General features: G+C 62.4%; 21 protein-coding genes. 11 read left to right on the plus strand and 10 right to left on the minus strand.

Features of this window, described 5'->3' with window-relative positions; translation table 11 throughout:
• Positions 1 to 40: 40 nt before the first annotated feature.
• The 6 genes from sucD to AC1RLZ_RS09495 all read right to left on the minus strand — a co-directional run bounded on the left by sucD (position 41) and on the right by AC1RLZ_RS09495 (position 6,213).
• Positions 41 to 925, minus strand: a complete 885-nt coding sequence (gene sucD, locus AC1RLZ_RS09470) for a succinate--CoA ligase subunit alpha (protein WP_371426037.1) — start codon at positions 923 to 925, stop codon at positions 41 to 43.
• Between the two features lie 4 nt (positions 926 to 929).
• The gene (gene sucC / locus AC1RLZ_RS09475) at positions 930 to 2,126 is read right to left on the minus strand and encodes an ADP-forming succinate--CoA ligase subunit beta (RefSeq protein WP_493188443.1); all 1,197 of its coding nucleotides are present in this window, start codon (positions 2,124 to 2,126) and stop codon (positions 930 to 932) included.
• Positions 2,127 to 2,331: 205 nt separating this feature from the next.
• The gene (gene mdh / locus AC1RLZ_RS09480) at positions 2,332 to 3,297 is read right to left on the minus strand and encodes a malate dehydrogenase (protein WP_493188444.1); all 966 of its coding nucleotides are present in this window, start codon (positions 3,295 to 3,297) and stop codon (positions 2,332 to 2,334) included.
• A gap of 205 nt (positions 3,298 to 3,502) precedes the next feature.
• Positions 3,503 to 4,687 (minus strand): cell division protein ZapE, encoded by a 1,185-nt coding sequence (zapE, locus tag AC1RLZ_RS09485; protein WP_493188445.1) that lies wholly within the window; start codon positions 4,685 to 4,687, stop codon positions 3,503 to 3,505.
• A gap of 65 nt (positions 4,688 to 4,752) precedes the next feature.
• Entirely contained in the window at positions 4,753 to 5,289 is a 537-nt protein-coding gene (gene thpR / locus AC1RLZ_RS09490) for an RNA 2',3'-cyclic phosphodiesterase (RefSeq protein WP_231078692.1), read from the minus strand.
• A gap of 216 nt (positions 5,290 to 5,505) precedes the next feature.
• Positions 5,506 to 6,213 (minus strand): arylesterase, encoded by a 708-nt coding sequence (locus AC1RLZ_RS09495; RefSeq protein ID WP_493188446.1) that lies wholly within the window; start codon positions 6,211 to 6,213, stop codon positions 5,506 to 5,508.
• Here AC1RLZ_RS09495 and AC1RLZ_RS09500 point away from each other — a divergent pair.
• The 4 genes from AC1RLZ_RS09500 to AC1RLZ_RS09515 all read left to right on the plus strand — a co-directional run bounded on the left by AC1RLZ_RS09500 (position 6,212) and on the right by AC1RLZ_RS09515 (position 11,236).
• A complete protein-coding gene (locus AC1RLZ_RS09500; RefSeq protein WP_493188447.1) occupies positions 6,212 to 6,952 on the plus strand; it encodes an ABC transporter ATP-binding protein in 741 nt (246 codons plus the stop codon). The two genes, AC1RLZ_RS09495 and AC1RLZ_RS09500, sit on opposite strands and share 2 nt — an antisense overlap.
• A 4-nt stretch (positions 6,953 to 6,956) precedes the next feature.
• Positions 6,957 to 9,527: an ABC transporter permease gene (locus AC1RLZ_RS09505; RefSeq protein ID WP_493188448.1), complete on the plus strand. Its 2,571-nt coding sequence runs from the start codon at positions 6,957 to 6,959 to the stop codon at positions 9,525 to 9,527.
• Between the two features lie 312 nt (positions 9,528 to 9,839).
• A complete protein-coding gene (locus AC1RLZ_RS09510; protein ID WP_371426026.1) occupies positions 9,840 to 10,628 on the plus strand; it encodes a Bax inhibitor-1/YccA family protein in 789 nt (262 codons plus the stop codon).
• Between the two features lie 83 nt (positions 10,629 to 10,711).
• The gene (locus tag AC1RLZ_RS09515) at positions 10,712 to 11,236 is read left to right on the plus strand and encodes a GNAT family N-acetyltransferase (RefSeq protein WP_493188449.1); all 525 of its coding nucleotides are present in this window, start codon (positions 10,712 to 10,714) and stop codon (positions 11,234 to 11,236) included.
• A gap of 16 nt (positions 11,237 to 11,252) precedes the next feature.
• Here AC1RLZ_RS09515 and AC1RLZ_RS09520 read toward each other — a convergent pair whose 3' ends face one another.
• The 3 genes from AC1RLZ_RS09520 to acnA form a co-directional block, all read right to left on the minus strand.
• Positions 11,253 to 11,615, minus strand: coding sequence for a DUF2794 domain-containing protein (locus AC1RLZ_RS09520; RefSeq protein ID WP_493188450.1), 363 nt, complete (start codon positions 11,613 to 11,615; stop codon positions 11,253 to 11,255).
• Between the two features lie 542 nt (positions 11,616 to 12,157).
• Entirely contained in the window at positions 12,158 to 12,910 is a 753-nt protein-coding gene (locus tag AC1RLZ_RS09525; protein ID WP_493188451.1) for a DUF1223 domain-containing protein, read from the minus strand.
• A gap of 168 nt (positions 12,911 to 13,078) precedes the next feature.
• Positions 13,079 to 15,799 carry an aconitate hydratase AcnA gene (gene acnA / locus AC1RLZ_RS09530; RefSeq protein WP_493188452.1) on the minus strand — a complete coding sequence of 907 codons (2,721 nt, stop codon included), beginning with the start codon at positions 15,797 to 15,799 and terminating at the stop codon, positions 13,079 to 13,081.
• Between the two features lie 228 nt (positions 15,800 to 16,027).
• Here acnA and ccmA point away from each other — a divergent pair, with 228 nt between their 5' ends.
• From ccmA to AC1RLZ_RS09560, 6 genes are all read left to right on the plus strand, one after another.
• A complete protein-coding gene (gene ccmA / locus AC1RLZ_RS09535) occupies positions 16,028 to 16,630 on the plus strand; it encodes a heme ABC exporter ATP-binding protein CcmA (protein WP_493188453.1) in 603 nt (200 codons plus the stop codon).
• Positions 16,627 to 17,304, plus strand: a complete 678-nt coding sequence (gene ccmB, locus AC1RLZ_RS09540) for a heme exporter protein CcmB (RefSeq protein ID WP_371420411.1) — start codon at positions 16,627 to 16,629, stop codon at positions 17,302 to 17,304. Before ccmA ends, ccmB begins: the two co-directional genes overlap by 4 nt.
• Positions 17,305 to 17,427: 123 nt before the next feature.
• Entirely contained in the window at positions 17,428 to 18,165 is a 738-nt protein-coding gene (locus tag AC1RLZ_RS09545; RefSeq protein WP_175369272.1) for a heme ABC transporter permease, read from the plus strand.
• The gene (ccmD, locus tag AC1RLZ_RS09550) at positions 18,165 to 18,344 is read left to right on the plus strand and encodes a heme exporter protein CcmD (RefSeq protein ID WP_371420410.1); all 180 of its coding nucleotides are present in this window, start codon (positions 18,165 to 18,167) and stop codon (positions 18,342 to 18,344) included. Before AC1RLZ_RS09545 ends, ccmD begins: the two co-directional genes overlap by 1 nt.
• Positions 18,341 to 18,919, plus strand: coding sequence for a DsbE family thiol:disulfide interchange protein (locus AC1RLZ_RS09555; protein WP_493188454.1), 579 nt, complete (start codon positions 18,341 to 18,343; stop codon positions 18,917 to 18,919). The genes ccmD and AC1RLZ_RS09555 overlap by 4 nt, the downstream gene beginning before the upstream one ends.
• Before the next feature lie 155 nt (positions 18,920 to 19,074).
• The gene (locus AC1RLZ_RS09560) at positions 19,075 to 19,446 is read left to right on the plus strand and encodes a ComEA family DNA-binding protein (RefSeq protein ID WP_493188455.1); all 372 of its coding nucleotides are present in this window, start codon (positions 19,075 to 19,077) and stop codon (positions 19,444 to 19,446) included.
• 75 nt (positions 19,447 to 19,521) lie between these two features.
• Here AC1RLZ_RS09560 and AC1RLZ_RS09565 read toward each other — a convergent pair whose 3' ends face one another.
• Positions 19,522 to 20,427: a LysR substrate-binding domain-containing protein gene (locus AC1RLZ_RS09565; protein ID WP_371420407.1), complete on the minus strand. Its 906-nt coding sequence runs from the start codon at positions 20,425 to 20,427 to the stop codon at positions 19,522 to 19,524.
• 234 nt (positions 20,428 to 20,661) lie between these two features.
• On the opposite strand from AC1RLZ_RS09565, the gene katG reads away from it, so the two are divergent.
• Positions 20,662 to 22,839, plus strand: a complete 2,178-nt coding sequence (gene katG, locus AC1RLZ_RS09570) for a catalase/peroxidase HPI (protein ID WP_493188456.1) — start codon at positions 20,662 to 20,664, stop codon at positions 22,837 to 22,839.
• Positions 22,840 to 22,975 lie beyond the last annotated feature (136 nt).

The raw sequence follows: 22,975 nt of genomic DNA on the forward strand, positions 1-22,975 counted from the left end.
CGAGCGGGCCTTTCTCATTCTTAACTCTGCCGAGCTCAGCTTAGCCCTTCAGCACATCCACCAGCGTGGTGCCGAGGCGTGCCGGAGACGGCGAGACGCGGATGCCGGCGGCTTCCATGGCTGCGATCTTCGACTGGGCATCGCCCTTGCCGCCCGACACGATGGCGCCGGCATGGCCCATGCGGCGTCCGGGAGGGGCGGTGACGCCGCCGATGAAGCCGACCATCGGCTTCTTGCGGCCGCGCTTGGCTTCGTCACGGATGAACTGCGCCGCGTCTTCTTCTGCCGAGCCGCCGATTTCGCCGATCATGATGATCGAGGTGGTCTTGGGGTCGGCCAGGAACATCTCGAGCACGTCGATGAATTCGGTGCCCTTGACCGGATCGCCGCCGATGCCGACGGCCGAGCTCTGGCCGAGGCCCGCCTGGGTGGTCTGGAACACGGCTTCATAGGTCAGCGTGCCGGAGCGCGACAGGATGCCGACGCTGCCGGGCTTGAAGATGTTGGCCGGCATGATGCCGATCTTCGATTCACCGGCGGTGACGACGCCCGGGCAGTTCGGCCCGATCAGGCGCGACTTGGAGCCGGACAGCGACCGCTTCACGCGCACCATGTCGAGCACCGGAATGCCTTCGGTGATGCAGACGATCAGCGGGATTTCCGCGTCGATGGCTTCGCAGATCGCGTCTGCGGCGCCCGGCGGCGGGACATAGATCACCGACGCATCGGCGCCCGTTTTGTCGCGGGCTTCGGCCACGGTGTCGAACACCGGCAGGCCGATATGGGTGGAGCCGCCTTTGCCCGGCGAGGTGCCGCCGACCATCTTGGTGCCATAGGCAATCGCCTGCTCCGAGTGGAAGGTGCCGTTCTTGCCGGTGAAGCCCTGGCAGATGACCTTGGTGTTCTTGTCGATCAGGACGGACATCTACTTACTTTCCCTTCACAGCGTTGACGATCTTCTGCGCGGCGTCGTCGAGATCGTCGGCGGGCAGCACGTTGAGACCGGATTCGCGGATGATCTTCTTGCCTTCCTCGACATTGGTGCCTTCGAGGCGGACGACGAGTGGCACCTGCAGGCCGACGGCCTTCACCGCGGCAACCACGCCGGCAGCGATGACGTCGCACTTCATGATGCCGCCGAAGATATTGACCAGGATGCCCTTCACGTTCGGATCGGCAGTGATGATCTTGAACGCCGCGGTCACCTTCTCTTCGGAAGCACCGCCGCCGACATCGAGGAAGTTCGCCGGGCTTTCGCCATACAGCTTGATGATGTCGAGGGTGGCCATTGCGAGGCCGGCGCCGTTGACCATGCAGCCGATGGTGCCGTCGAGGGCGATGTAAGCGAGGTCATATTTCGACGCCTCGATTTCCTTGGCGTCTTCTTCCGTGGTGTCGCGCAGCGCGACGATTTCCGGGTGACGATACAGCGCGTTCGAGTCGAACGACATCTTGGCGTCGAGGCACTTCAGCTCGCCCTGCTTGGAGATGATCAGCGGATTGATCTCCAGCATGTCCATGTCCTTGGCGATGAAGGCGGTGTAGAGCTGCGACACCAGCTTCTCGGCCTGCTTGGCGAGATCGCCCTTGAGGCCCAGCGCCTGCGCCACCGTGCGGCCGTGATGGCCCATGACGCCGGTGGCCGGATCGACCGAGAAGGTGACGATCTTTTCCGGGGTGTTGTGCGCGACGTCCTCGATATTCATGCCGCCTTCGGTGGAGACCACGAAAGCAACGCGCGAGGTTTCACGGTCGACCAGCAGCGAGAGGTAGAATTCCTTCTCGATGTCCGAGCCGTCTTCCAGATAGATCCGGTTGACCTGCTTGCCGGCGGGGCCGGTCTGTTCGGTGACCAGGGTCGCGCCGAGCATTTCCTTGACGAACTGCTTGGTCTCGTCGATCGACTTGGCGAGGCGGACGCCGCCCTTGTCGCCGGCCGAGGCTTCCTTGAACTTGCCCTTGCCGCGGCCGCCGGCATGGATCTGGCTCTTCACCACCCACAACGGACCGCCGAGCTGCTTGGCGGCAGCTTCGGCTTCCTCGGCCTTGAGGATCGGCACGCCCTTGGAAACGGGCACGCCGAATTCCTTCAGCACGGCCTTCGCCTGATATTCATGGATATTCATAAGTCGCTCCCGAACCCCGGTTGGTGAACTTGGAATTCACGTCGTTTTCTTTGAACTGGCATACCGTATACCAAGCATGCGGCAAGTCAAAGTGACGATAATTCCGCGTGACGGACGAATTGGCTGAGGGGTTCGTTGCAGTGTTTGCCAATGTCGTCAAATGCAAAACCGGCACCCCTAGGGTGCCGGTGAGGTGAGCCTGATCTTAGCCGAGCAGGTCGGGTGCGATCTTCTTGCAGGCGTCCATCAGGCCGACCACCGACGCCACCGACTTGTCGAAGCCTTCCTTGTCCTTGCCGAGGAGTTCGATCTCGACGATGCGCTCGACGCCCTTGGCGCCGATCACGACGGGAACGCCCACATACATGTCCTTGACGCCGTATTCACCGTTGAGGTGCACGGCGCAGGGCAGCACGCGCTTCTTGTCCTTGAGGTAGCTCTCGGCCATGGCGATGGCCGAGGCGGCCGGCGCGTAGAAGGCCGAGCCGGTCTTGAGCAGGTTGACGATCTCGGCGCCGCCGTTGCGGGTGCGGTCGACGATCTCGTCGATACGGGCCTGCGAGGTCCAGCCCATCTTCACCAGATCTGGTAGCGGGATGCCGGCAACGGTCGAATACTTGACCAGCGGAACCATGGTGTCGCCATGGCCGCCGAGCACGAAGGCGGTGACGTCCTCGACCGACACGTTGAATTCATCGGCCAGGAAGTAGCGAAAGCGCGCCGAGTCCAGCACGCCCGCCATCCCCACCACCTTCTTCGCCGGAAGACCGCAGGCCTTCTGCAGCGCCCAGACCATCGCGTCGAGTGGGTTGGTGATGCAGATCACGAAGGCGTTCGGGGCGTACTTCTTGATGCCCGCACCGACCTGCTCCATCACCTTGAGGTTGATCGAGAGCAAGTCGTCGCGGCTCATGCCCGGCTTGCGCGGCACGCCGGCAGTGACGATGATGACGTCCGAACCTTCGATCGCCTCATAGGAGTTGGCGCCGGTCAGCTTGGAGTCGAAGCCGTCAACCGGCGAGGACTGTGCGAGGTCGAGCGATTTGCCCTGCGGCACACCTTCCGCAATGTCGAACATCACGACGTCGCCGAGTTCTTTCAGGCCAACGAGGTGAGCGAGCGTTCCGCCGATCTGACCAGAACCAATCAATGCGATTTTGTTACGCGCCATGGGAAATCTATCCTTTAAGCCCGAAGGGGTAGGGAGGGAGCAGGAAATGCTGACAGGCTGGTTATCCCTTTCGCGGACACCGTTCAAGTCGGGGCCTGCCCAATTGTCGAGCGCCGGCCTGCAATGCAAATTATTATGAGCAAACCGGAAATTGGAATCGCTTGCGAAAGTACCGATTTCGCTTTGATATCGATCTGATCGCGCGTCAGGTTTCGACCAGGCCCGTGGTGGCGCCTGACGCCGTGGAATCGCTGCGGCCATGGGGCAGGGCCAGATATGTTTCCGAGCCCATCTCGAACAGGCGCGACGCGGTCCGCGCGAACTCCATGGCTTCGAACCCTTCACTCGCCAGATAGAGCGCGTGCGGTTCACCGGCCGCCGAGGCCATCAGCTTCACGGCATTGTCATAGAGCGTGTCAATCAGTGCAATGAAGCGCTTGGCGGCGTTGCGGTCGCCATAGTCCATCATCGGAATATGTTCGATGAAGAGCGTGTGATAGTCGTGCGCCAGTTTCAGATAGTCGGACGCGCCGAGCGGCCTCTCGCAGAGGTCGCCGAATGAAAAGCGTGCAACGCCCTGGGCCTCCAGGGGAACATGCAGCGTGCGTCCCTTGATCGAAATGTCGCGCGACCTGGCGGGTGCGCCGCCCGTGAGCTTCGCCCAGGCTTTGTCGAGTGCGGCCTTTGCTGCATCATCGTCCGGCACCAGCCAGCTCTTTACGCCGGCCAGTTTTTCCAATCGATAGTCGGTGCGCGAATCCAGCTTGCGCACTTCCATGTGATCTTCGATCTGTTTGATGAACGGCAAAAACAGTGCGCGGTTGAGACCGCCCTTGTAGAGATTGACCGGTTCGACATTGGATGTTGCGAAGACGACGGTACCGAGTTCGAACAGTCGCGCAAACAGACGGCCGAGGATCATCGCATCGGCGATATCGGTGACATGAAATTCGTCGAAGCACAAAAGCCACGCTTCGTCGAAGATCGAATTCGCCGTCAGCGCGATGACATCGCCTTCCGGGATCTCGCCGCTCGCGATTTTCTGGCGGAAACTGTAGATGCGCTCATGGGTGTCGGCCATGAATTCGTGAAAATGCGCGCGACGCTTGTGCGAGACCGAGCTGGCTTCGAAGAACAGGTCCATCAGCATGGTCTTGCCGCGACCGACCTCGCCGTGGACGTAAAGTCCGCGCGGTGCCTGCGCATCCTTGTCGCCAAACAGGCGTCCGAAGAAGCCTTGCTTGCGCGCTGGCCTGTAGGTGGATAGCGCGGCATCGAGCGCGGCAATGGCCTCGACGGCGCCGGCCTGCGCCGGGTCGGCCTCAATGGCGCCGGAGGCTACGAGGGCTTGATATTGTTCGCGGAAGGATTGCGGAGGGCTGGACGACATGGGGCCCTAACGGCCCCATGTGTCCGGAAAATGCAAGATGCGAATTGGTCGATGCGGATATGCGCTCATGCGCAGAGCGCGTAGGAATCCTCGACCAGATAAGGTCCGCCGCCCGTGGAGGCCCGCGAGGAGAACAGCACGAAGCGCGAGGCGGTGAAAATCTTCGTCGGGAAGTAGCCGCGCACCGAAAGATAGTCGGCGACGTCGCGGTCGCAGGAATCGCGCAGCCGGGCCAGCGTGACATGCGGCGTGAATTTACGGCCCTCGGGCTCGAGCCCGCAGCGGCGCACCAGCCGTTCCAGTTCGGATTGCAGTTCAAGCAGTGGACGACTCGGATCCACCGAGGCGACGACAGCGCGGGGCTTCTTGCCGCCGAAGCTGGACAGGCCGCGGACCGCGACTTCGAACGGCCTGCGCTCCACACGGGACATCAGATCGGCGATCTCGTTGGCGGAGACGCCATCGATGTCGCCGATGAAGCGTAACGTGACATGATAATTTTCAGGATCGATCCAGCGTGCGCCTGGCAGGCCGCCACGCAAATTGGCCAATGTCTGGCCGATCTCGGCTGGTATCTCCAGTCCGGCGAACAAACGCGGCATAGTCAGCTCCTCTTTGCCGGGGCGCGATTTTCGCCGAAAGGTGGGGCACTAAGTGTCCTGCACCCCTCGGCGAAAATCATGCCCGAACAAACGAGCCGGTGACGAATCACCGATGTCTTTTTTTACCCGACTTCTGTGACTCTGCGAAGCAGATGCCGCGCTCGGTGCATGAAGGTTCCGTGAAAAACCGTCATTAAGGTCGAGGCTGCCTGTTTCTCAACTGCGTTGCCTGGCGATCGTGCCGACAAATGCCTCGACGCTGGGCAGGATGTTTTTCACGACGATGTCGACGCCCTCCGCTGTCGGATGCATCGCATCGGCCTGGTTGAGTCTGCTGTTCCCGGCGACGCCTTCAAGAAAGAACGGATAGAGCGGCACGCCAAATTGCCTGGCGAGATCCGGATAGATCGAATTGAACTTTTCCGCATAATCGGCGCCGTAGTTCGGCGGTGCCACCATGCCGCAGATAAGCACTGCGATGTTTCGGGCCTTCAGCCGCGTCAATATCTCGGTGAGTGCCGCACGCGGGATCTTCGGATCGGTGCCGCGGAGCGCGTCGTTGGCGCCGAGCTCGATGATCACACCTTGCGTCCCCTCGGGCACCGACCAGTCGAGCCGCCCGAGGCCGCCTGAGGTGGTATCCCCGGATACGCCGGCATTGATCATGTCGACCTCTATCGCCTTGTCCTTCAGGGCCTTTTGTAGCCGGACCGGAAATGCAGCCGCGGCCGGGAGCCCGTAACCGGCGCTCAGTGAATCGCCCAGCACCACCAGTTTGACCGGTTTGGCGGCGCCGGCGACAGCCGCCTGTGCCGTGGCGCTGGGGATCGGAAGTGCGACCATTAGACCTGCCGCGAGAAGCCACATAAACGTGCGCAGCAGCCCCTCGACCGCCGCAAACGAAGTGCCATATGAAGCTGGCATGGATACTTTCATTGAAGCCTCATCATCGGCCGGCGTTTCGCCGGACACCATTTCAATCTCGAACATCAACCTCTCGCTCGGCACCGGCGCCGCGCGCGTGCATATCCTCAAGGATATCAGCCTGCGCGTCGGATCTGGTGAAGCGATCGGGCTGATTGGCCCGTCGGGCTCCGGCAAGTCCACGCTGCTGATGGTGATGGCGGGGCTGGAGCGTCCTGACTCAGGTCAGGTGGTGGTCAACGGTACCTCTTTCAATGATCTCGATGAGGACGGATTGGCGCGGTTTCGTGGCCGCCACGTCGGCATCGTCTTCCAGTCCTTTCACCTGATCCCGACCATGACGGCGCTGGAGAATGTCGCGGTACCGCTGGAGCTGGCGGGTCATCCGGATCCGACCGGCCGTGCGGCGCGCGAGCTGGAAGCAGTCGGTCTTGGCGCCCGTCTGCATCACTATCCAACCCAGCTCTCCGGCGGTGAACAGCAGCGCGTTGCGTTGGCCCGCGCATTGGCGCCGGACCCTGCGATCCTGGTTGCCGACGAGCCCACCGGCAATCTCGATGAATCCACTGGCGGCCAGATCGTTGATCTCCTGTTCGCGCAGCACGCCCAGCGCGGCATGACGTTGGTGCTGGTGACCCACGACCATACGCTGGCGCATCGCTGCGACCGCGTGGTGCGGCTGCGCTCCGGCCGGATCGATGGGCCCGCCACCGAGCGCAGCTGGGTCGAGACGGCCTGATCGCATGACCGTCATCACCGATACTGTTCCAAATAGTCGAGGCCCGTCGCTGGCGCTGCGTTACGCTTTCCGCGAGATGCGCAGTGGCCTGCGCGGCTTCTACGTTTTCATCGCCTGCATCGCGCTGGGCGTGATGGCCATCGCCGGCGTCGGCTCGGTCGCGGCAAGTCTCGGCGAGGGCGTGGCGCGCGAAGGCCGTACGCTGCTCGGCGGCGACGTGGCATTCTCGCTGATGCAGCGTGAGGCCAAGCCGGAAGAGCTCGCCTTCTTGCGCGCGCGCGGTGCAGTGTCGGTTGCAGCAACGCTGCGCGGCATGGCACGTGCGCCGGACGGCAATCTCGCGCTTATCGAGATCAAGGCCGTCGATAGCAGCTATCCCTTGCTCGGCAAGGCGACCCTGGCGCCGGACATGCCGATGAGCGATCTGCTCGCCGAACGCGACGGCGCCTATGGCGCCGCGACGGATACGACATTGATGGCCCGGCTCGGCCTCAAGGTCGGTGACCGCCTCACGGTCGGTAATGCGACGTTCCAGATTCGCAGCGAAATTTCAGCGGAGCCTGACAAGCTCGCGGGCGGTGTCGGTTTCGCGCCGCGGTTCCTCACCGGCGAGGACGCCCTGCGCGCCACCCAGCTTCTGCAGCCGGGCAGTCTGGTACGCTGGATCTATCGTGTTCGCCTGCCGGACACGGTTTCCGGCGATCGCGCTGCCAAGGCGCTGGCCGACGATGCGCGTGCCCAATTGCCGCAAGCCGGCTGGGAAATCCGTTCGCGCGACAACGCTTCGCCGCAGCTTGAGCGCACCATCACGCGATTCACCCAGTTCCTGACGCTGGTCGGCCTCGCGTCACTGCTGGTCGGCGGCGTCGGTGTCGCCAATGCCGTGAAGAGCCATATCGATCGCCGCCGCGACGTCATCGCGTCGTTGAAAGCGCTTGGCGCGACCGGCCGTGACGTGTTCGCGATCTATCTCACGCAGGTGCTGGTGCTGGCGGTGATCGGCTCGCTGATCGGCCTGGTGGTCGGTGCGTCCCTGCCGTTTGTCATTGTCGGCCTGTTCGGCAAGCTGCTGCCGCTGCCGGTGGTGCCGGCGCTTCATCTCGATGAGCTGGCGCTGTCGCTGCTGTACGGGCTGCTGACGGCGCTGGCCTTCGGCCTGTGGCCCCTGGCCCGCGTACACGACGTGCCGGTTGCGGCGCTGTTTCGTGATGCGGCGCTGACGGAATCGCACCGGCCGAAGCTGCGCTACATGCTCTGGATGGCTCTCGTGGTCGGGCTGCTGATTGCGGTGGTGGTCGGGCTCGCTTACGACAAGCGTGTCGCTGCCGTATTCGTGGTGTCGTCAATGGTCGTGTTCGCCTTGCTGCGCGGTATCGCCGGCGCATTGATGGGGTTTGCGCGCAAATTACCGCGGCCGAGTATGACCATGCTGCGGCTGGCCATTGCCAATATCTACCGGCCGGGCGCGCTGACGCCGTCGGTGGTGATGTCGCTCGGACTGGGCCTGACGGTGCTGGTGACCGTCACCCAGATCGACGGCAATCTGCGCCGGCAGTTCATGGCGGCGTTGCCGGAAAAGGCGCCTTCGTTCTATTTCATTGATATTCCCTCAACCGATGCCGACCGCTTCAGCGCGTTTCTCAAGGAGAAGCAGCCGCAGTCGATCGTCGAGGACGTGCCGATGTTGCGCGGCCGGATCGTCGCCGCACGCGGCGTCAAGGCGGAAGACCTCAAGCCTTCGTCCGACGCCGAATGGGTGCTGCAGAGCGACCGCGGCCTCAGTTACACCAATGAGGTGCCGCGCGGCTCCAAGCTGGTCGAAGGCGAATGGTGGGGGGCCGGCTATAGCGGGCCGCCACTGGTGTCGTTCGAGAAGAAGCTGGCCGATGGGCTCGGGCTCAAACTCGGCGACGAGGTCGTGGTCAACGTGCTCGGCCGCGATATTACCGCCAGGATCGGCAACATGCGGTCTGTCGACTGGCAGAGCCTCGGCATCAATTTCGTGCTGGTGTTCTCGCCCAATACCTTCCGCGGTGCGCCGCATACCCATATCGCCACGCTGACGGAACCGAAGTCCGATCCGTCCCAGGATGCCGGTCTGGTCAAGGCGGTCGCCGACGCATTCCCGATGATCACCACCGTGCGGGTCCGGGAAGCGCTCGATACCGTGGGATCGGTTGTCACAAACCTTGTACTGGCGATCCGGGGTACCAGCGCAGTGACGTTGCTGTCGGCGATCCTTGTGCTCGGTGGCGCGCTGGCCGCCGGCCACCGGCATCGCGTTTACGACGCTGTGATCCTCAAGACCCTCGGTGCCACGCGCGCGCGGCTGTTGGGTGCCTATGCACTTGAATATCTCATGATTGGCCTGGCCACGGCGGTGTTTGGCGTCATCGCCGGCTCAGTGGCGGCGTGGCTGATCGTCACGCGTCTTATGACGCTGAGTTTCGTCTGGCAGGCAGGTAGCGCGGCAGGTGTGGTTCTGGCGGCGCTAATTGTCACAGTCGGGCTGGGTCTGGCGGGTACGCTGGTAGCCTTGAATCAGAAGCCTGCCACCGTGTTGCGTAATTTGTGACCCGTTTTGACACGAAGCAGCCCTTTGGGCGGGCTGATTCGTGCAGAAAGGCTGCGAAACCGCCAAGCTTGCGTCAGGCTGAAAGTTTAGCGGGATGCCTGAATGCAAATCGGAGCGACATTCCGCCACGCGTGGAAGCTTGCAGCGAATGTGTTAGTTTACCACATACCCTTTGGGTCAGACGTCGAACGCAGATGACATCGATTTTTTATGAAATCGAATTTAGTGTCAGGGGCGTAGATATCTGGGATACAATTCGAACCGGCGACGCGAACCCTTTGCGATCAGCCGGACAACATCGAGGTTTCGACCATGTCGGATCTAGACCGTAACTATGCTTCCCCCTTCGGCCGGGTCGGCGCGCGCGATGCCGCTGCCGTGGACGCCGGACTGCGCTCCTACATGCTGCGCATCTACAACTACATGTCGATCGGTCTGGCCATCACCGGCCTGGCTGCTCTTGGTGTATACATGGCAGCCGTGACCACGGACCCCTCGGGCGCCGCGGCCCGGATCGGTAGCTCCTACCTGACACCGTTCGGCTACGCGATGTTCGTGAGCCCCCTGAAGTGGGTGTTCATCCTGGCGCCGCTGGTCATGGTGTTCGCCATCTCGTTCGGCATCAACCGGCTGAAGCCGGCCACCGCGCAGTTGCTGTTCTGGGCTTTCTCGGCTCTGATGGGCATCTCGCTGTCGTCGATCTTCCTGGTGTACACGCACACCTCGATCGTGCGGGTGTTCTTCATCACCGCAGCCTCGTTCGGTGCGCTGAGCCTCTATGGCTACACCACCAAGCGTGACATGACGGGCATGGGCTCGTTCCTGCTGATGGGCCTGTTCGGCATCATCATCGCGAGCCTCGTGAATGTCTTCGTGGCGTCGTCGATGCTGCAGTTCATCGTGTCGGTTGTCGGCGTGCTGATCTTCGCCGGCCTCACCGCCTACGATACCCAGCGCCTGAAGAACGACTACATCTACGGTTACGCCTCGCAGGGCGGCGATATTGCCGAGCGCGCGGCGATCACCGGCGCCCTGTCGCTCTACCTGAACTTCATCAACCTGTTCACGCTGCTGCTGCAGCTGCTCGGACAGCGCGAATAAGCCTCGGAACATAGAGGAGATCTTAGCCCCGGCCGAAAGGTCGGGGCTTTTCTTTTGGACGGAGCAAAAATAGTCTTCGTGCCATGTCCGATATCGAAATCAGGCCCGCCACGGCGGCAGATCTGCCCGCAATCACTGCGATCTATGACGAAGCGGTGCAATTCGGCACGGCCACCTTCGAACTGCTCTCGCCAGATCTGGCCGAGATGACGCGCCGTTTCGAGGCGCTGATCGACGGTGGCTATCCCTATCTGGTGGCTGCACAGGAGAACCAGATCGTCGGCTATGCCTATGCCAGCGCGCATCGCCCACGACCGGCCTATCGCTTCACCGTCGAGAATTCGATCTATCTCGATCCGAAAGCCCAGCGGCGGGGCATTGGCGGCAAGCTACTGGCGCGGCTGATTGCCGAATGCGAGAGCCGCGGCTATCGCCAGATGGTCGCCGTGATCGGCGACAGCGCCAATGCCGGCTCCATCGCGGTTCACCGCAATGCCGGCTTCCAGATGATCGGAGTGCATCCCGACGTCGGCTTCAAATTCGACCGCTGGCTCGACACCGTCTCGATGCAGCTTGCGCTGGGCGACGGAGCCCGCACGCTACCTTGACGATTCGCGAATCGATTTAGACCACCGCCAGCTTGCGGTCGATCACCAGCAGCACGCGGTCGAGTTCGTGCCCCCGGCGCAGAATCAGGCCACCAGCTGAAATCACGCTGTACATGCCCTGCTTGCGCGCCAATCGCGGATCTTTCTCGATGCGGTATAGCGGCACTTCCGACGAGCGGCGAAACACCGAGAACACCGCGCGGTCGCGCAGGAAGTCGATGGCGTAATCGCGCCACTCGCCGTCAGAGACCATACGGCCATACAGGTTGAGGATGCGGCTGAGCTCAAGGCGATTGAAGCTGACGACGGGCGCGGCGGCGGCAGGGCCCGTCGCCGCGCGATTCTCGCTGGGGTCGGTATCTCCCGGAATCACAGTCATGCGGCGCCTCCTGTCACATCCCCGACATGATCGCGCTGACCGCAGTCCTCTGCAAGGGCCGATCCGCGAGCTTGATGGTAGAAATTTGCCGTCACGGGAACGTCAGTCGAATCTTATTGCCGCCAAACTTTGGCCCATCGGGCGCCCTTCTGGATTGCGACAAGAAGCTACTGCGTCGGGTCCGGTTCTTCCGGTCTCGGATTCCTCAGCCCCCAGCCCCCCGCGGTCGTTGGGATCGGACCCTGCGCAGGAAGTTAATCCCCACTGGGCCAACGCAAGTTGGTCCTTTTCTTTTTGGTGGATGCACTCTGTTATTTCCGGGGCGCGGTGTGGTCAGCAAGGGCGACGAAAGCGCGAACCCGGCCAATCGTCTGGAGCCCGACACGTCTGATGCCGTCCTGCGCCAAGCGGGACTATGGTGCGATGCCGATTCTATTACTTCGAGATTCCGGGGTAGCGCGCAGCCGTCGCTGCGTTCACCCTTGGACACTCCAGTAGGAGCGTCGGGGAATGACGAGATCGTTGATGACGAGAGATTACAACTACTGCAGCGACGTATAGGCTGCGCCGCGCATCGCGCCGGGCTTGTCGCGCGTGCCGTCCTGCACATAGACGACGGCAGCATCGACGCCATCCCTGGAGATGTTCTCCAGCGGCAGCGTCCAGTTGGCGGCGTTGCCCGTCCAGTCGCCGACCTTCAGCCAGTTTCGAACGACGTTGTAATAGGTTAGTTGCTTGCCGCGATTCTCGCCGCGACCGATCGTGATCGGCACGGCTTTCGACACCGAGCAAATCCAGACTTCGCCATGCGCCGTATCCGACGCAGTGGTCGATGCGGCAACAGACACGTTGACGTGTTTGCCCGAGACCGACATCGACACCGGCACCGTCATCACGGTGCCTCTCTTGGTTTCGCTGATCGCGCCCTGGATACGATCGACATCGCTGCCGATCACCTGAGTGGCGCCGTTGACGACGACTTGTGGCGTGTAGACGTCGCGATCGCCGCGCATCTGCGAATAGGCTTTTTGACGCGCACTGAAACGCGAGTCGGCCAGTGTGTCCTTCCAGCCCAAGTAGTCCCAGTAATCGATCGGCATACTCAATGCGATCACGGACGGGTCCTTGGAAAGGTCACCGATGATCTTGTCTGCGGGCGGGCAGGACGAGCAACCTTGCGAGGTAAACAGCTCCAGCACAGCCCGGGGCTGGGCCAGCGCGCTACCGCTTGCTGCAATGGCAGCGCACACGCCAAGTGCGCCGGTCCACTGCGATATGCCGCCAAAGGGTTTCATGAGGTTTTGCCACGCTCGAGGTGGGACACATAACAGGCGGTGTCGCACATTGGTGTCGCTAACACATTCATGCCCTCAAACACCAGAAGGCGGCCTTTCATAGGCCGCCTTCTGTTCACTAGCCACTCACTTCGCAGTGAGGCACTACGTCACACCCACGTGCGGGCGTCAGGCTGCGAGTTGACGCAGCACGTAATGCAGAATGCCGCCGTTGCGGTAGTATTCGAGTTCGTCGAGCGTATCGATGCGGCAGAGCAGGGTTTCCTTGTGCAGCGAGCCGTCGGCCGACACGATTTCAGCGGTGAGCTGCTGGCGGGGCTTCAGGTCGCCCTGGAGGCCACGGATGGTGACCTTCTCATCGCCCTTGAGACCCAGCTTCTTCCACGACGAACCGTTCTCGAAGGTCAGTGGCAGAATGCCCATGCCGACGAGGTTGGAGCGATGGATGCGCTCGAAGCTCTCGGTAATCACGGCGCGAACGCCGAGGAGACGCGTGCCCTTGGCTGCCCAGTCGCGCGACGAACCGTTGCCGTATTCGGCGCCGCCGAACACGACCAGCGGCACCTGCTCGGCCTGGTACTTCATCGCGGCGTCGTAGATCGACATCGACTCGCCGTCGGGCCAGTGCTTGGTCATGCCGCCTTCCGGGACGTTGCCGTCGGCGCCCTGCATCATGAAGTTCTTGATGCGGATGTTGGCGAAGGTGCCGCGCATCATGACTTCGTGGTTGCCACGGCGCGTGCCGTACTGGTTGAAGTCGGCCGGGCGCACCTGGTGCTCCGACAGATACTTGCCAGCGGGTGAGGTCAGCTTGATCGAGCCGGCCGGCGAGATGTGGTCGGTGGTGATCTTGTCGCCGAACAGCGCGAGAATCCGTGCATCGACGACATCGACGATCGGTTCCGGCTGCTGCTTCATGCCTTCAAAATAGGGTGGGTTCTGCACATAGGTCGAACCCATGTTCCACTTGTAGGTCTCGCTCTCGACCGTCTTGATCTTGCGCCAGTTGGTGTCGCCCTTGAACACGTCGGCATACTTCTTCTTGAAGATCGTCGAGGTGACGTATTTCTTGATGAAGGCGTTCACTTCCTTCGTGGTGGGCCAGATGTCCTTCAGATAGACCGGCTTTCCGTCCTTGCCTTCGCCGATAGGCTCGACCGCGAGGTTCCTGGTCACGGTGCCCGCGAGCGCATGGGCAACGACCAGCGGCGGTGAGGCGAGATAGTTCGCCTGGACGTCCGGCGAAACGCGGCCTTCGAAGTTGCGGTTACCCGACAGCACGGCGGCGCCGATGATGCCGTTGTCGTTGATCGACTTCGAGATCTCGGGCGGCAGTGGGCCGGAATTGCCGATGCAGGTGGTGCAGCCGAATCCGACCAGGTTGAATCCGACCTTGTCGAGGTCGAGCTGCAGGCCCGAATTTGCGAGATACTCGGCGACGACCTGGGAGCCGGGAGCCAGCGAGGTCTTCACCCACGGCTTGGCCTTGAGGCCCTTGGCGACCGCGTTACGCGCCAGCAGGCCGGCGGCGATCAGCACCGAGGGATTCGAAGTGTTGGTGCAGGAGGTGATGGCGGCGATGACCACGTCGCCATGGCCAAGATCGAAGTTCTTGCCTTCAACTGCGAAGCGACCCGAGGTGTCGCCGGTCTTCTTGTATTCGCTGGTCATGGCAGCAGCGAAGCCATCGGCGATCGCGGGCAGTGCGACGCGGCCTTCCGGACGCTTTGGGCCGGCCATCGACGGCACGACGTCGCCGAGGTCGAGGGTCAGGGTCTCGGTGAACACCGGATCGGGCGACTTGGCTGTGCGATAGAGGCCCTGCGCCTTGGCATAGGCGGACACGAGCGCGACGCGCGGGGTCTTGCGGCCGGTGGTCTTGAGGAAGTCGATGGTTTCGGAATCGACCGGGAAGAAGCCGCAGGTCGCGCCGTATTCCGGAGCCATGTTGGCGATGGTCGCCTTGTCGGCAACCGACAGATAATCGAGGCCGGGGCCGTAGAATTCGACGAACTTGCCGACCACGCCCTGCTTGCGCAGCATCTGGGTGACGGTGAGCACGAGGTCAGTGGCGGTGACGCCTTCCTTCAGCGCGCCCTTCAGCTTGAAGCCGACCACGTCGGGCAGCAGCATCGACTGCGGCTGGCCGAGCATCGCGGCTTCCGCCTCGATACCGCCGACGCCCCAGCCGAGTACGGCGAGACCGTTGACCATCGTAGTGTGCGAATCGGTACCGACCAGCGTGTCAGGGTATGCGACTTCGAAGGTGCCGGTCTTCCTGCCGACCGTCATCTTCTGCTTCTTGGTCCAGACGGTCTGGGCGAGATATTCGAGATTGACCTGGTGGCAGATACCAGTGCCGGGCGGCACGACGGAGAAGTTCGAGAAGGCGCTCTGGCCCCACTTCAGGAATTCGTAGCGTTCCTTGTTCTGCTTGTACTCTTCGGCAACGTTCTTGCCGAACGCCTTGTTGTCACCGAAGAAGTTCACGATCACCGAGTGATCGATGACCAGATCGACCGGGACCAGCGGGTTGATCTTCTTGGGGTCGCCTTTCAGCGCCTGCATCGCGTTGCGCATCGCCGCAAGATCGACCACCGCTGGGACGCCGGTGAAGTCCTGCATCAGCACGCGGGCCGGGCGGAACGAGATTTCATGCTCAAGCTTGCGCTTCTTCAGCCACTTCGAGAAGGCGAGGATGTCGTCTTTCTTGACGCTACGACCGTCTTCATTGCGCAGCAGGTTTTCGAGCAGCACCTTCATGGAGTAAGGCAGCTTCGAAATGCCCTTTAGACCGTTTTTTTCGGCTAGCGGCAGGCTGTAGTAAACATACGTCTTGGCGCCAACCTTGAGGGTCTTCTGGCATTTGAAACTGTCGAGCGAGGTCATGTGAAGGGGTCCCAATTCAGTTAACGGATACCCGGTAGGAGGTATCAAAACACCGTGGGCGAGGAGGCCGGTTTGCTTGAGGCGCCGATTGTGTGCTGCATCAAGTTCCGGCTTATAGAATCTTTCTAGAGACGCCGCCACACCGACAATCGTTTGCAGCCCTGCGAAATAGTGCAACAACGCGGCGGCGACTTCTGAACCAAATCAGATGGTCATGGAAGGGTTAAGATGCGGCTCTCGGGGCGCAATTTGAGATGCCTGCGGGGTGGCCGCGAAGTCTTCGCCGGACTGGACTTCGATGCCGCGGCAGGCGAGGCCGTGGCGGTCGTTGGCCCCAACGGGGCAGGCAAAACCTCATTGCTGCGGTTGATAGCCGATCTGCTGGTGCCGGCTGCGGGCATCATCACCCTTGAGGGCGGCGACAGCGAAATGACCCTCGCCGAACAAGCCCATTATCTGGGTCACCGCGACGCCATGAAGCCGGCTTTAACGGTGACGGAGAACCTGACCTTCTGGGCGGAATTTCTCGGTGGTACGCCGACCGATCCCGCCGCGTGTATTGCAGCGGTGGGTCTCTCTCATGCCGCAGCGCTGCCTGCGGGGTTCCTGTCGGCTGGCCAGCGCCGCCGGCTGTCGATTGCGCGATTGCTGACCGTCCGCCGGCCGATCTGGCTGCTCGACGAACCGACTGCAGCGCTTGATCTCGCCAGCCAGCGTGTGTTTGCAGGGCTGATGGCCGATCATTTGGCCACTGGTGGCTTGATCATCGCCGCGACCCACGGCCCGCTCGGCATCCCCGCGCGGGAACTGCGCATCGGGGGCGAGGCGTGAGCGCTCTCGGCGCGTTGATTCGCCGCGACATTCGCATTGCCGTCCGCGTCGGCGGCGGGGCGCTGATCGGCGTACTGTTTTTCCTCACGGTTGTGGTGCTGATGCCGTTCGCGCTGGGCCCCGATCTGGCGCTGCTGGCGCGGTTGGGGCCGGCAATCTTGTGGCTCGGGGCGCTGCTGGCCAGCCTGCTCACCCTCGATCGGCTGTTCACCGCCGATCATGACGATGGCTCGCTGGATCTCATCCTGATGAGCCGGACGCCGCTGGAACTGGCCTGCGCCGCCAAGGCCCTCGCACACTGGCTGGCCGCCGGCGTGCCGCTGATTGTCGCCACGCCAGTGCTGGGACTACTGCTCAATCTCGACGGTCCGGCGACGCTGGCGGTGGCGGTGACGCTGCTGGCGGGCACGCCGGCGCTGACCTTCACGGGCATGATCGGTGCTGCCCTGGCAGTGACGTTGCAGCGCGGAGGCCTGCTGCTGGCCGTCCTGGTGCTGCCACTCTCGATCCCCGTGCTGATCTTCGGCGTCGCCGCCTCAAATGCGGCCATCGCCGCGCCCGAGGGCGGCATGTCATTCTCGACGCCGTTCTCGATCCTCTGCGCGCTGTCGCTGGCGAGCCTTGTGATCGGGCCTTTTGCGGCGGCGGCGAGCCTGCGACATGGACTGGATTGAGACGGTTGGAATAATCACGAGAGGCTGAGACACTGGATTGACCTGGGTCAACTCGTCGCGAGCTGTGTTGAACGAGAATAAGTTGCATTGATCGCGGACAGAGCCGCGACTATTGGAAATGCCATGACGTTGACCGAACTCGCCAATCCCACCCGGTTCCTGTCGCTCGCCACCCGCATCCTGCCGTGGCTGGCGATGGCGACGGGCATTCTGCTTGCGATCGGCCTGTATCAGTCGGCGATGGCGCCGGACGACTATCAGCAGGGCGCCACCGTCAAGATCATGTTCATCCATGTGCCGAATGCCTGGCTCTCGATGTTCGTCTGGGGCGTCATGAGCGTGGCCTCGCTGGGCACGCTGGTGTGGCGGCATCCGCTCGCCGATGTCGCAGCAAAGGCGGCGGCGCCGATCGGTGCCGCCTTCACCTTTCTCGCGCTGGTTACCGGATCGCTATGGGGCCGGCCGATGTGGGGCACCTATTGGGAATGGGACGCCCGACTGACCTCGGTGCTCATTCTGTTTCTGATGTATCTCGGCCTGATCGCGCTGTGGCGCGCGGTGGAAGATCCATCGCGTGCGGCGCGCGCTGCAGCGGTGCTGACGCTGGTGGGTGCGATCAATATTCCGATCATCAAGTTCTCCGTGGACTGGTGGAATACGCTGCATCAGCCAGCGTCGGTGATGAAGATGGGTGGTTCGTCGCTCGACAAGTCGTTTCTGATCCCGCTGCTGGTGATGGCGGTGGCGTTCTCGCTGCTGTTCATCACGTTGCATCTCGCCGCGATGCGTAACGAGATTCTGCGGCGTCGATTGCGTGCGCTGCAGATGCTGCAGGCCTCGAAGCCGGTGGCACTCCCGTGATGGCGCTCGGTCCGTACGCATCCTTCATCGTTACGTCCTACGTGCTGGTCGCTGCTGTAGTGCTGATCCTGATCGTCTGGATCGACATCGATCATCGCCGCGTCCGCGCGCGGCTGCATGAGCTAGAGTCTTCGGGGGTGGCGCGGCGTTCGGGCCGCGGCGCGGCGGATCTCACATGACGTCGCAAGCCGCTCCGAAGCGCCGCTGGGTGCTGGCGCTGCCTCTGCTGATCTTTGCTGCTTTGGCGGCGCTGTTCTGGTTTCGGCTCGGAGCCGATCCGGCGAAACTTCCCTCGGCGCTGATCGGCCGCGCCGCGCCGCAGACGACCTTGCCGGCGCTGGAAGGCCTCAAGGAGCGCGGTGCGCCTGTGCCCGGTCTCGATCCGGCAGCATTTAAGGGCAAGGTCAGTCTCGTCAATGTCTGGGCATCGTGGTGCGTGCCATGCCATGACGAGGCGCCGCTGCTGACGGAGCTCGGCAAGGACAAGCGGCTGCAGCTGGTTGGCATCAACTACAAGGATTCGCCGGATAATGCCCGGCGCTTCCTCGGCCGCTATGGCAATCCGTTCGGCATCGTCGGCGTCGATGGCAATGGCCGCGCCGCGATCGAATGGGGTGTGTATGGCGTGCCCGAGACCTTCATCGTCGGCCGTGATGGCCGCATCGCCTACAAGATGGTCGGCGGCATCACGCAGGAGAATTACGAGCGCGTGCTGAAAGTCGAGATCGACAAGGCGCTGCAGGCGGGGTCGTAAGTACAGTCTTCATCTGAAGAAGCCACCTCAACTACCAAAACACTACCAAAATAAATTTCAGCTTTTATCTGCGGTTCATTTTCGCGCCATGGCGTCGCCATGAATCCGCAGCTAGCTTGGTTGCGTTACTTAACCGTCCTTGGAGGGACAAACCGATGCGCCATTTCAGATTTGCTACTTTGACCGCTGCCGCTCTCACTCTGGGTCTGCTCGCATCCGCGCCGTCGATGGCGCAGTCGCCGCAGCCCGCTGCTCCCGCCGGCAAGATGGCGCCTGCTGATTCCAAGATGGCACCCGCGGCGACCAAGACGTCCCCGACGGCGGGCGCGAAGGTTGAACTGCTCGATCTCAACTCCGCCAGTGTCGAGGCACTCGAGGCACTGCCGGGTATCGGCAAGGCCTATTCTGCAGCGATCGTCAAAGGCCGCCCGTATAAGGGTAAGGACGAACTCGTGCAGAAGAAGATCGTGCCCGAGAAGACCTATGAAGGCATCAAGGACAAGGTGATCGCCAAGCAGAAGAGCTGAGCGCGAGCGCCTCACTCATCCGAAAACGCATCGGCGCAGCCGCACCGGTGCGTTTTCTTTTGCGGCCGATCTCGGTCAGCCGATAACGCTGTCCTTCACCACATCGCCCAATGCGGCGAAGTCCGCCTTGCGCGGCGACGTTCGGCGAAACGCCAGGCCGATGGTGCGGCCCGGCTGCGGATTCTCCAGCCGCAGGAATTTAACGCGCTGGTCGCGCTGCTCGACGTCGGCGGCGATTTGCGGGATCAGCGTGACGCCATAGCCGCTGGCAACCATCTGCATCACCGTGGAGAGGCTGGACGCGGCGAAGGCCATGCCGTTGCCGCCGGACTGATGGCCGCGCGCTGCGGTGGCGCAGAAGGCCAGCGCCTGGTCGCGCAGGCAGTGGCCGTCTTCCAGCAGGATCAGCCGGCTCTGGTCGATCTCCATCGCCTTGATGCGTTTGTCGGCAGGGCGGGGGTCGTCTGCGGGCACCGCCAGCAGGAACAGATCGTCGAATAGCTTGGCCGTGTCGATCTCGGACTCCCCAAGCGGCAGCGCCAGCATCGCGGCATCGAGTGCGCCTGACTTGATATCGTCGACCAGTTGCTTGGTTTGCGTCTCGCGCAGCTCCAGCCGCAATTCCGGAAACTGTTTCTGCAGCACCGGCAGAATCCGCGGCAGCAGATACGGCGCCAGCGACGGAATCACGCCGAGCGTCAGCCGTCCGGTCAGCAACCCGCCGCGGTGCCGTGCAAAGTCGACCAGATCGCGCGAAGCCGCGAGCACGTCTTCACCGCGTCGCGCTACTTCGCGCCCCACATCGGTCAGCATCACCTCGCCAGGCCGGCGCTCCACCACCTGCACGCCCAGTGTCCGTTCGAGATCGCGTATCTGCATCGACAGCGCAGGCTGGGTGACGTTGCAGGCCTCGGCCGCGCGGCCGAAATGGCCATGTTTGGCGAGAGCGGCGAGATAACGGAGTTGGCGGAGCGTAATCATGAATCATCAGATAAACTGATCGAGGGGCGAAGACAATTCGACTGGACCTGATCTGAGAATTCTTCCAATCTCCCGTCACGAAGTCCGACTAGGATAAGCGCCAGGCTTGCCAAGGAATTCGGCAGATAATTGAAATTAAACAGCTTTTGGAAAGTTTGAGAGGTCCTTTGGTGGCAATCCGGCGTGCCGGTGCCCGGGATGGCTTATGTTCCAAACGGCCAGAAGGAGAGACTGATGGACACGACGAATGAGAACGGCGCCGGCAAGTGCCCGGTTGCGCACGCCCCCGCTGTCAGGACTAACCGTGACTGGTGGCCGAACAAGCTGGACCTGTCGATTCTCCACCAACACTCGTCGCTGTCCGATCCGATGGGCGATGCGTTCGACTACGCCGAGGAATTCAAGAAGCTCGACTACGAGGCACTCAAGAATGACCTGCGTAAGCTGATGACCGATTCGCAGGACTGGTGGCCCGCCGATTTCGGCAATTACGGTCCGCAGTTCATCCGCATGTCGTGGCACGCCGCCGGCACCTACCGCCTGAGCGACGGCCGCGGCGGCGGCGGTCGCGGTCAGCAGCGTTTCGCTCCGCTCAATTCCTGGCCGGACAACGTCAACATCGACAAGTCGCGCCGCCTCCTGTGGCCGATCAAACAGAAATACGGCAACAAGATCTCCTGGGCCGACCTGCTGATCCTGACCGGCAATGTCGCGCTGGAGACCATGGGTTTCCGCACCTTCGGCTTCGCGGGTGGTCGTGCCGACGTCTGGGAGCCTGATCAGGACGTGAACTGGGGTCCCGAATCCAAGTGGCTCACTCACCGACCGCTCGACAAGTTCGAAGCTCCACTCAGCGCCACGGAAATGGGTCTGATCTACGTCAATCCAGAAGGCCCCGGTGCCAATGGCGACCCGGTGTCTGCCGCCGCCTTCATCCGCGAGACCTTCAAGCGCATGGCGATGAACGACGAGGAAACCGTGGCGCTGATCGCCGGCGGTCATACCTTCGGCAAGACCCATGGCGCTGCGCCTGAGTCTCACAAGGGTCCGGAGCCTGAAGCTGCCGGCCTGGAAGCGCAGGGCCTGGGCTGGGCGAGCAACTACGGCACCGGACACGGCGCAGACGCGGTCGGCAGCGGCATCGAAGTCACCTGGACGCAGACGCCGGCGCAGTGGAGCAACTTCTTCTTCGAGAACCTGTTCAAATATGAATGGGTGCAGACCCGCAGCCCCGGCGGGGCGATCCAGTGGGAAGCCAAGGACGCCGAGGAAGTGATCCCCGACGCGCATGATCCGTCGAAGAAGCGCAAGCCAACCATGCTGACGACGGATCTATCCCTGCGTCTGGACCCGGCCTATGAGAAAATCTCACGCCGCTTCCTGCAGAATCCGCAGGCCTTCGCCGAAGCTTTCGCCCGTGCCTGGTTCAAGCTGACCCATCGCGACATGGGTCCGCGCGCGCGTTATCTCGGTCCGGAAGTGCCCAAGGAAGAGTTGATCTGGCAGGATCCGATCCCCGCGGTCGATTATCCGTTGGTCGATGATGCCGACGTCTCTGCGCTCAAGGCCAAGCTCCTGGCCTCGGGTCTGACCGTATCGGAATTGGTCAGCACGGCCTGGGCTTCGGCCTCCACCTTCCGTGGCGGCGACAAGCGTGGCGGTGCCAACGGCGCACGCATCCGTCTGGCCCCCCAGAAGGACTGGGAGGTCAACCAGCCGGCTCAACTGGCCAAGGTGTTGCAGGTGCTCGATGGAATCCGGAAGGAGTTCAACGCAGCGCAATCCGGTGACAAGCAGGTTTCGCTTGCCGACCTGATCGTCCTCGGCGGCAGCGCGGCGGTCGAGAAAGCCGCGAAGGATGCTGGCCTTGATGTGACCGTCCCGTTCTCTCCGGGACGCGGCGACGCTTCGCAAGCACAAACCGACGTCGAATCCTTCGAAGTCATGGAGCCGGTCGCGGACGGGTTCCGTAACTACCTCAAGGGCACGTCGGCCGTGCCGGCCGAAGTATCCTTGGTGGATCGTGCGCAATTGCTGACGCTGACCGCTCCTGAGATGACGGTTCTCGTCGGCGGCCTGCGCGTACTCGGTGCGAATTCCGGGCAGTCCCTGCGTGGTGTCTTCACCAGGACGCCGGAGACGCTGACCAATGACTTCTTCGTCAACCTGCTCGACATGGGCACGGAGTGGAAGGCGGTCGACGGCTCCAGCGATGTGTATGAGGGACGCGATCGCAAGAGCGGGGAAATCAAGTGGACCGGCACGCGCGCCGATCTGGTCTTTGGTTCGCACTCGCAGCTTCGTGCCCTTGCGGAAGTCTATGCGAGTGCCGACGCCAAGCAGAAATTCGCCAAGGATTTCGCGGCGGCCTGGACCAAGGTCATGAACGCCGATCGCTTCGATCTGGTGTGATAGATACCTGACCGTAAAGTCGAAGCCCTCGCGACATCGTCGCGGGGGCTTTTTCTTTTCAGGGAACGTGGTCGAATGCGGGACAGACCGTCAGCGCAGCCCTTGCACCCTCATCCGAATCTGCGCAAAAAGGCAA

This window comes from Tardiphaga sp. GW822-FHT04G09, from assembly GCF_058800725.1.

Excerpts from the sequence above, each read along its gene's own strand:
- AC1RLZ_RS09565 (WP_371420407.1), bottom strand. The coding sequence starts at position 20,427 with ATGATTACGCTCCGCCAACTCCGTTATCTCGCCGCTCTCGCCAAACAT.
- AC1RLZ_RS09495 (WP_493188446.1), bottom strand. The coding sequence starts at position 6,213 with ATGCCAGCTTCATATGGCACTTCGTTTGCGGCGGTCGAGGGGCTGCTG.
- mdh (WP_493188444.1), bottom strand. The coding sequence starts at position 3,297 with ATGGCGCGTAACAAAATCGCATTGATTGGTTCTGGTCAGATCGGCGGA.
- thpR (WP_231078692.1), bottom strand. The coding sequence starts at position 5,289 with ATGCCGCGTTTGTTCGCCGGACTGGAGATACCAGCCGAGATCGGCCAG.
- AC1RLZ_RS09520 (WP_493188450.1), bottom strand. The coding sequence starts at position 11,615 with ATGACTGTGATTCCGGGAGATACCGACCCCAGCGAGAATCGCGCGGCG.
- AC1RLZ_RS09525 (WP_493188451.1), bottom strand. The coding sequence starts at position 12,910 with ATGAAACCCTTTGGCGGCATATCGCAGTGGACCGGCGCACTTGGCGTG.
- AC1RLZ_RS09500 (WP_493188447.1), top strand. The coding sequence starts at position 6,212 with ATGGATACTTTCATTGAAGCCTCATCATCGGCCGGCGTTTCGCCGGAC.
- AC1RLZ_RS09545 (WP_175369272.1), top strand. The coding sequence starts at position 17,428 with ATGACGTTGACCGAACTCGCCAATCCCACCCGGTTCCTGTCGCTCGCC.
- zapE (WP_493188445.1), bottom strand. The coding sequence starts at position 4,687 with ATGTCGTCCAGCCCTCCGCAATCCTTCCGCGAACAATATCAAGCCCTC.
- AC1RLZ_RS09510 (WP_371426026.1), top strand. The coding sequence starts at position 9,840 with ATGTCGGATCTAGACCGTAACTATGCTTCCCCCTTCGGCCGGGTCGGC.
- AC1RLZ_RS09555 (WP_493188454.1), top strand. The coding sequence starts at position 18,341 with ATGACGTCGCAAGCCGCTCCGAAGCGCCGCTGGGTGCTGGCGCTGCCT.
- acnA (WP_493188452.1), bottom strand. The coding sequence starts at position 15,799 with ATGACCTCGCTCGACAGTTTCAAATGCCAGAAGACCCTCAAGGTTGGC.
- AC1RLZ_RS09515 (WP_493188449.1), top strand. The coding sequence starts at position 10,712 with ATGTCCGATATCGAAATCAGGCCCGCCACGGCGGCAGATCTGCCCGCA.
- katG (WP_493188456.1), top strand. The coding sequence starts at position 20,662 with ATGGACACGACGAATGAGAACGGCGCCGGCAAGTGCCCGGTTGCGCAC.
- sucC (WP_493188443.1), bottom strand. The coding sequence starts at position 2,126 with ATGAATATCCATGAATATCAGGCGAAGGCCGTGCTGAAGGAATTCGGC.
- AC1RLZ_RS09505 (WP_493188448.1), top strand. The coding sequence starts at position 6,957 with ATGACCGTCATCACCGATACTGTTCCAAATAGTCGAGGCCCGTCGCTG.
- ccmA (WP_493188453.1), top strand. The coding sequence starts at position 16,028 with ATGCGGCTCTCGGGGCGCAATTTGAGATGCCTGCGGGGTGGCCGCGAA.
- AC1RLZ_RS09560 (WP_493188455.1), top strand. The coding sequence starts at position 19,075 with ATGCGCCATTTCAGATTTGCTACTTTGACCGCTGCCGCTCTCACTCTG.
- sucD (WP_371426037.1), bottom strand. The coding sequence starts at position 925 with ATGTCCGTCCTGATCGACAAGAACACCAAGGTCATCTGCCAGGGCTTC.
- ccmD (WP_371420410.1), top strand. The coding sequence starts at position 18,165 with ATGGCGCTCGGTCCGTACGCATCCTTCATCGTTACGTCCTACGTGCTG.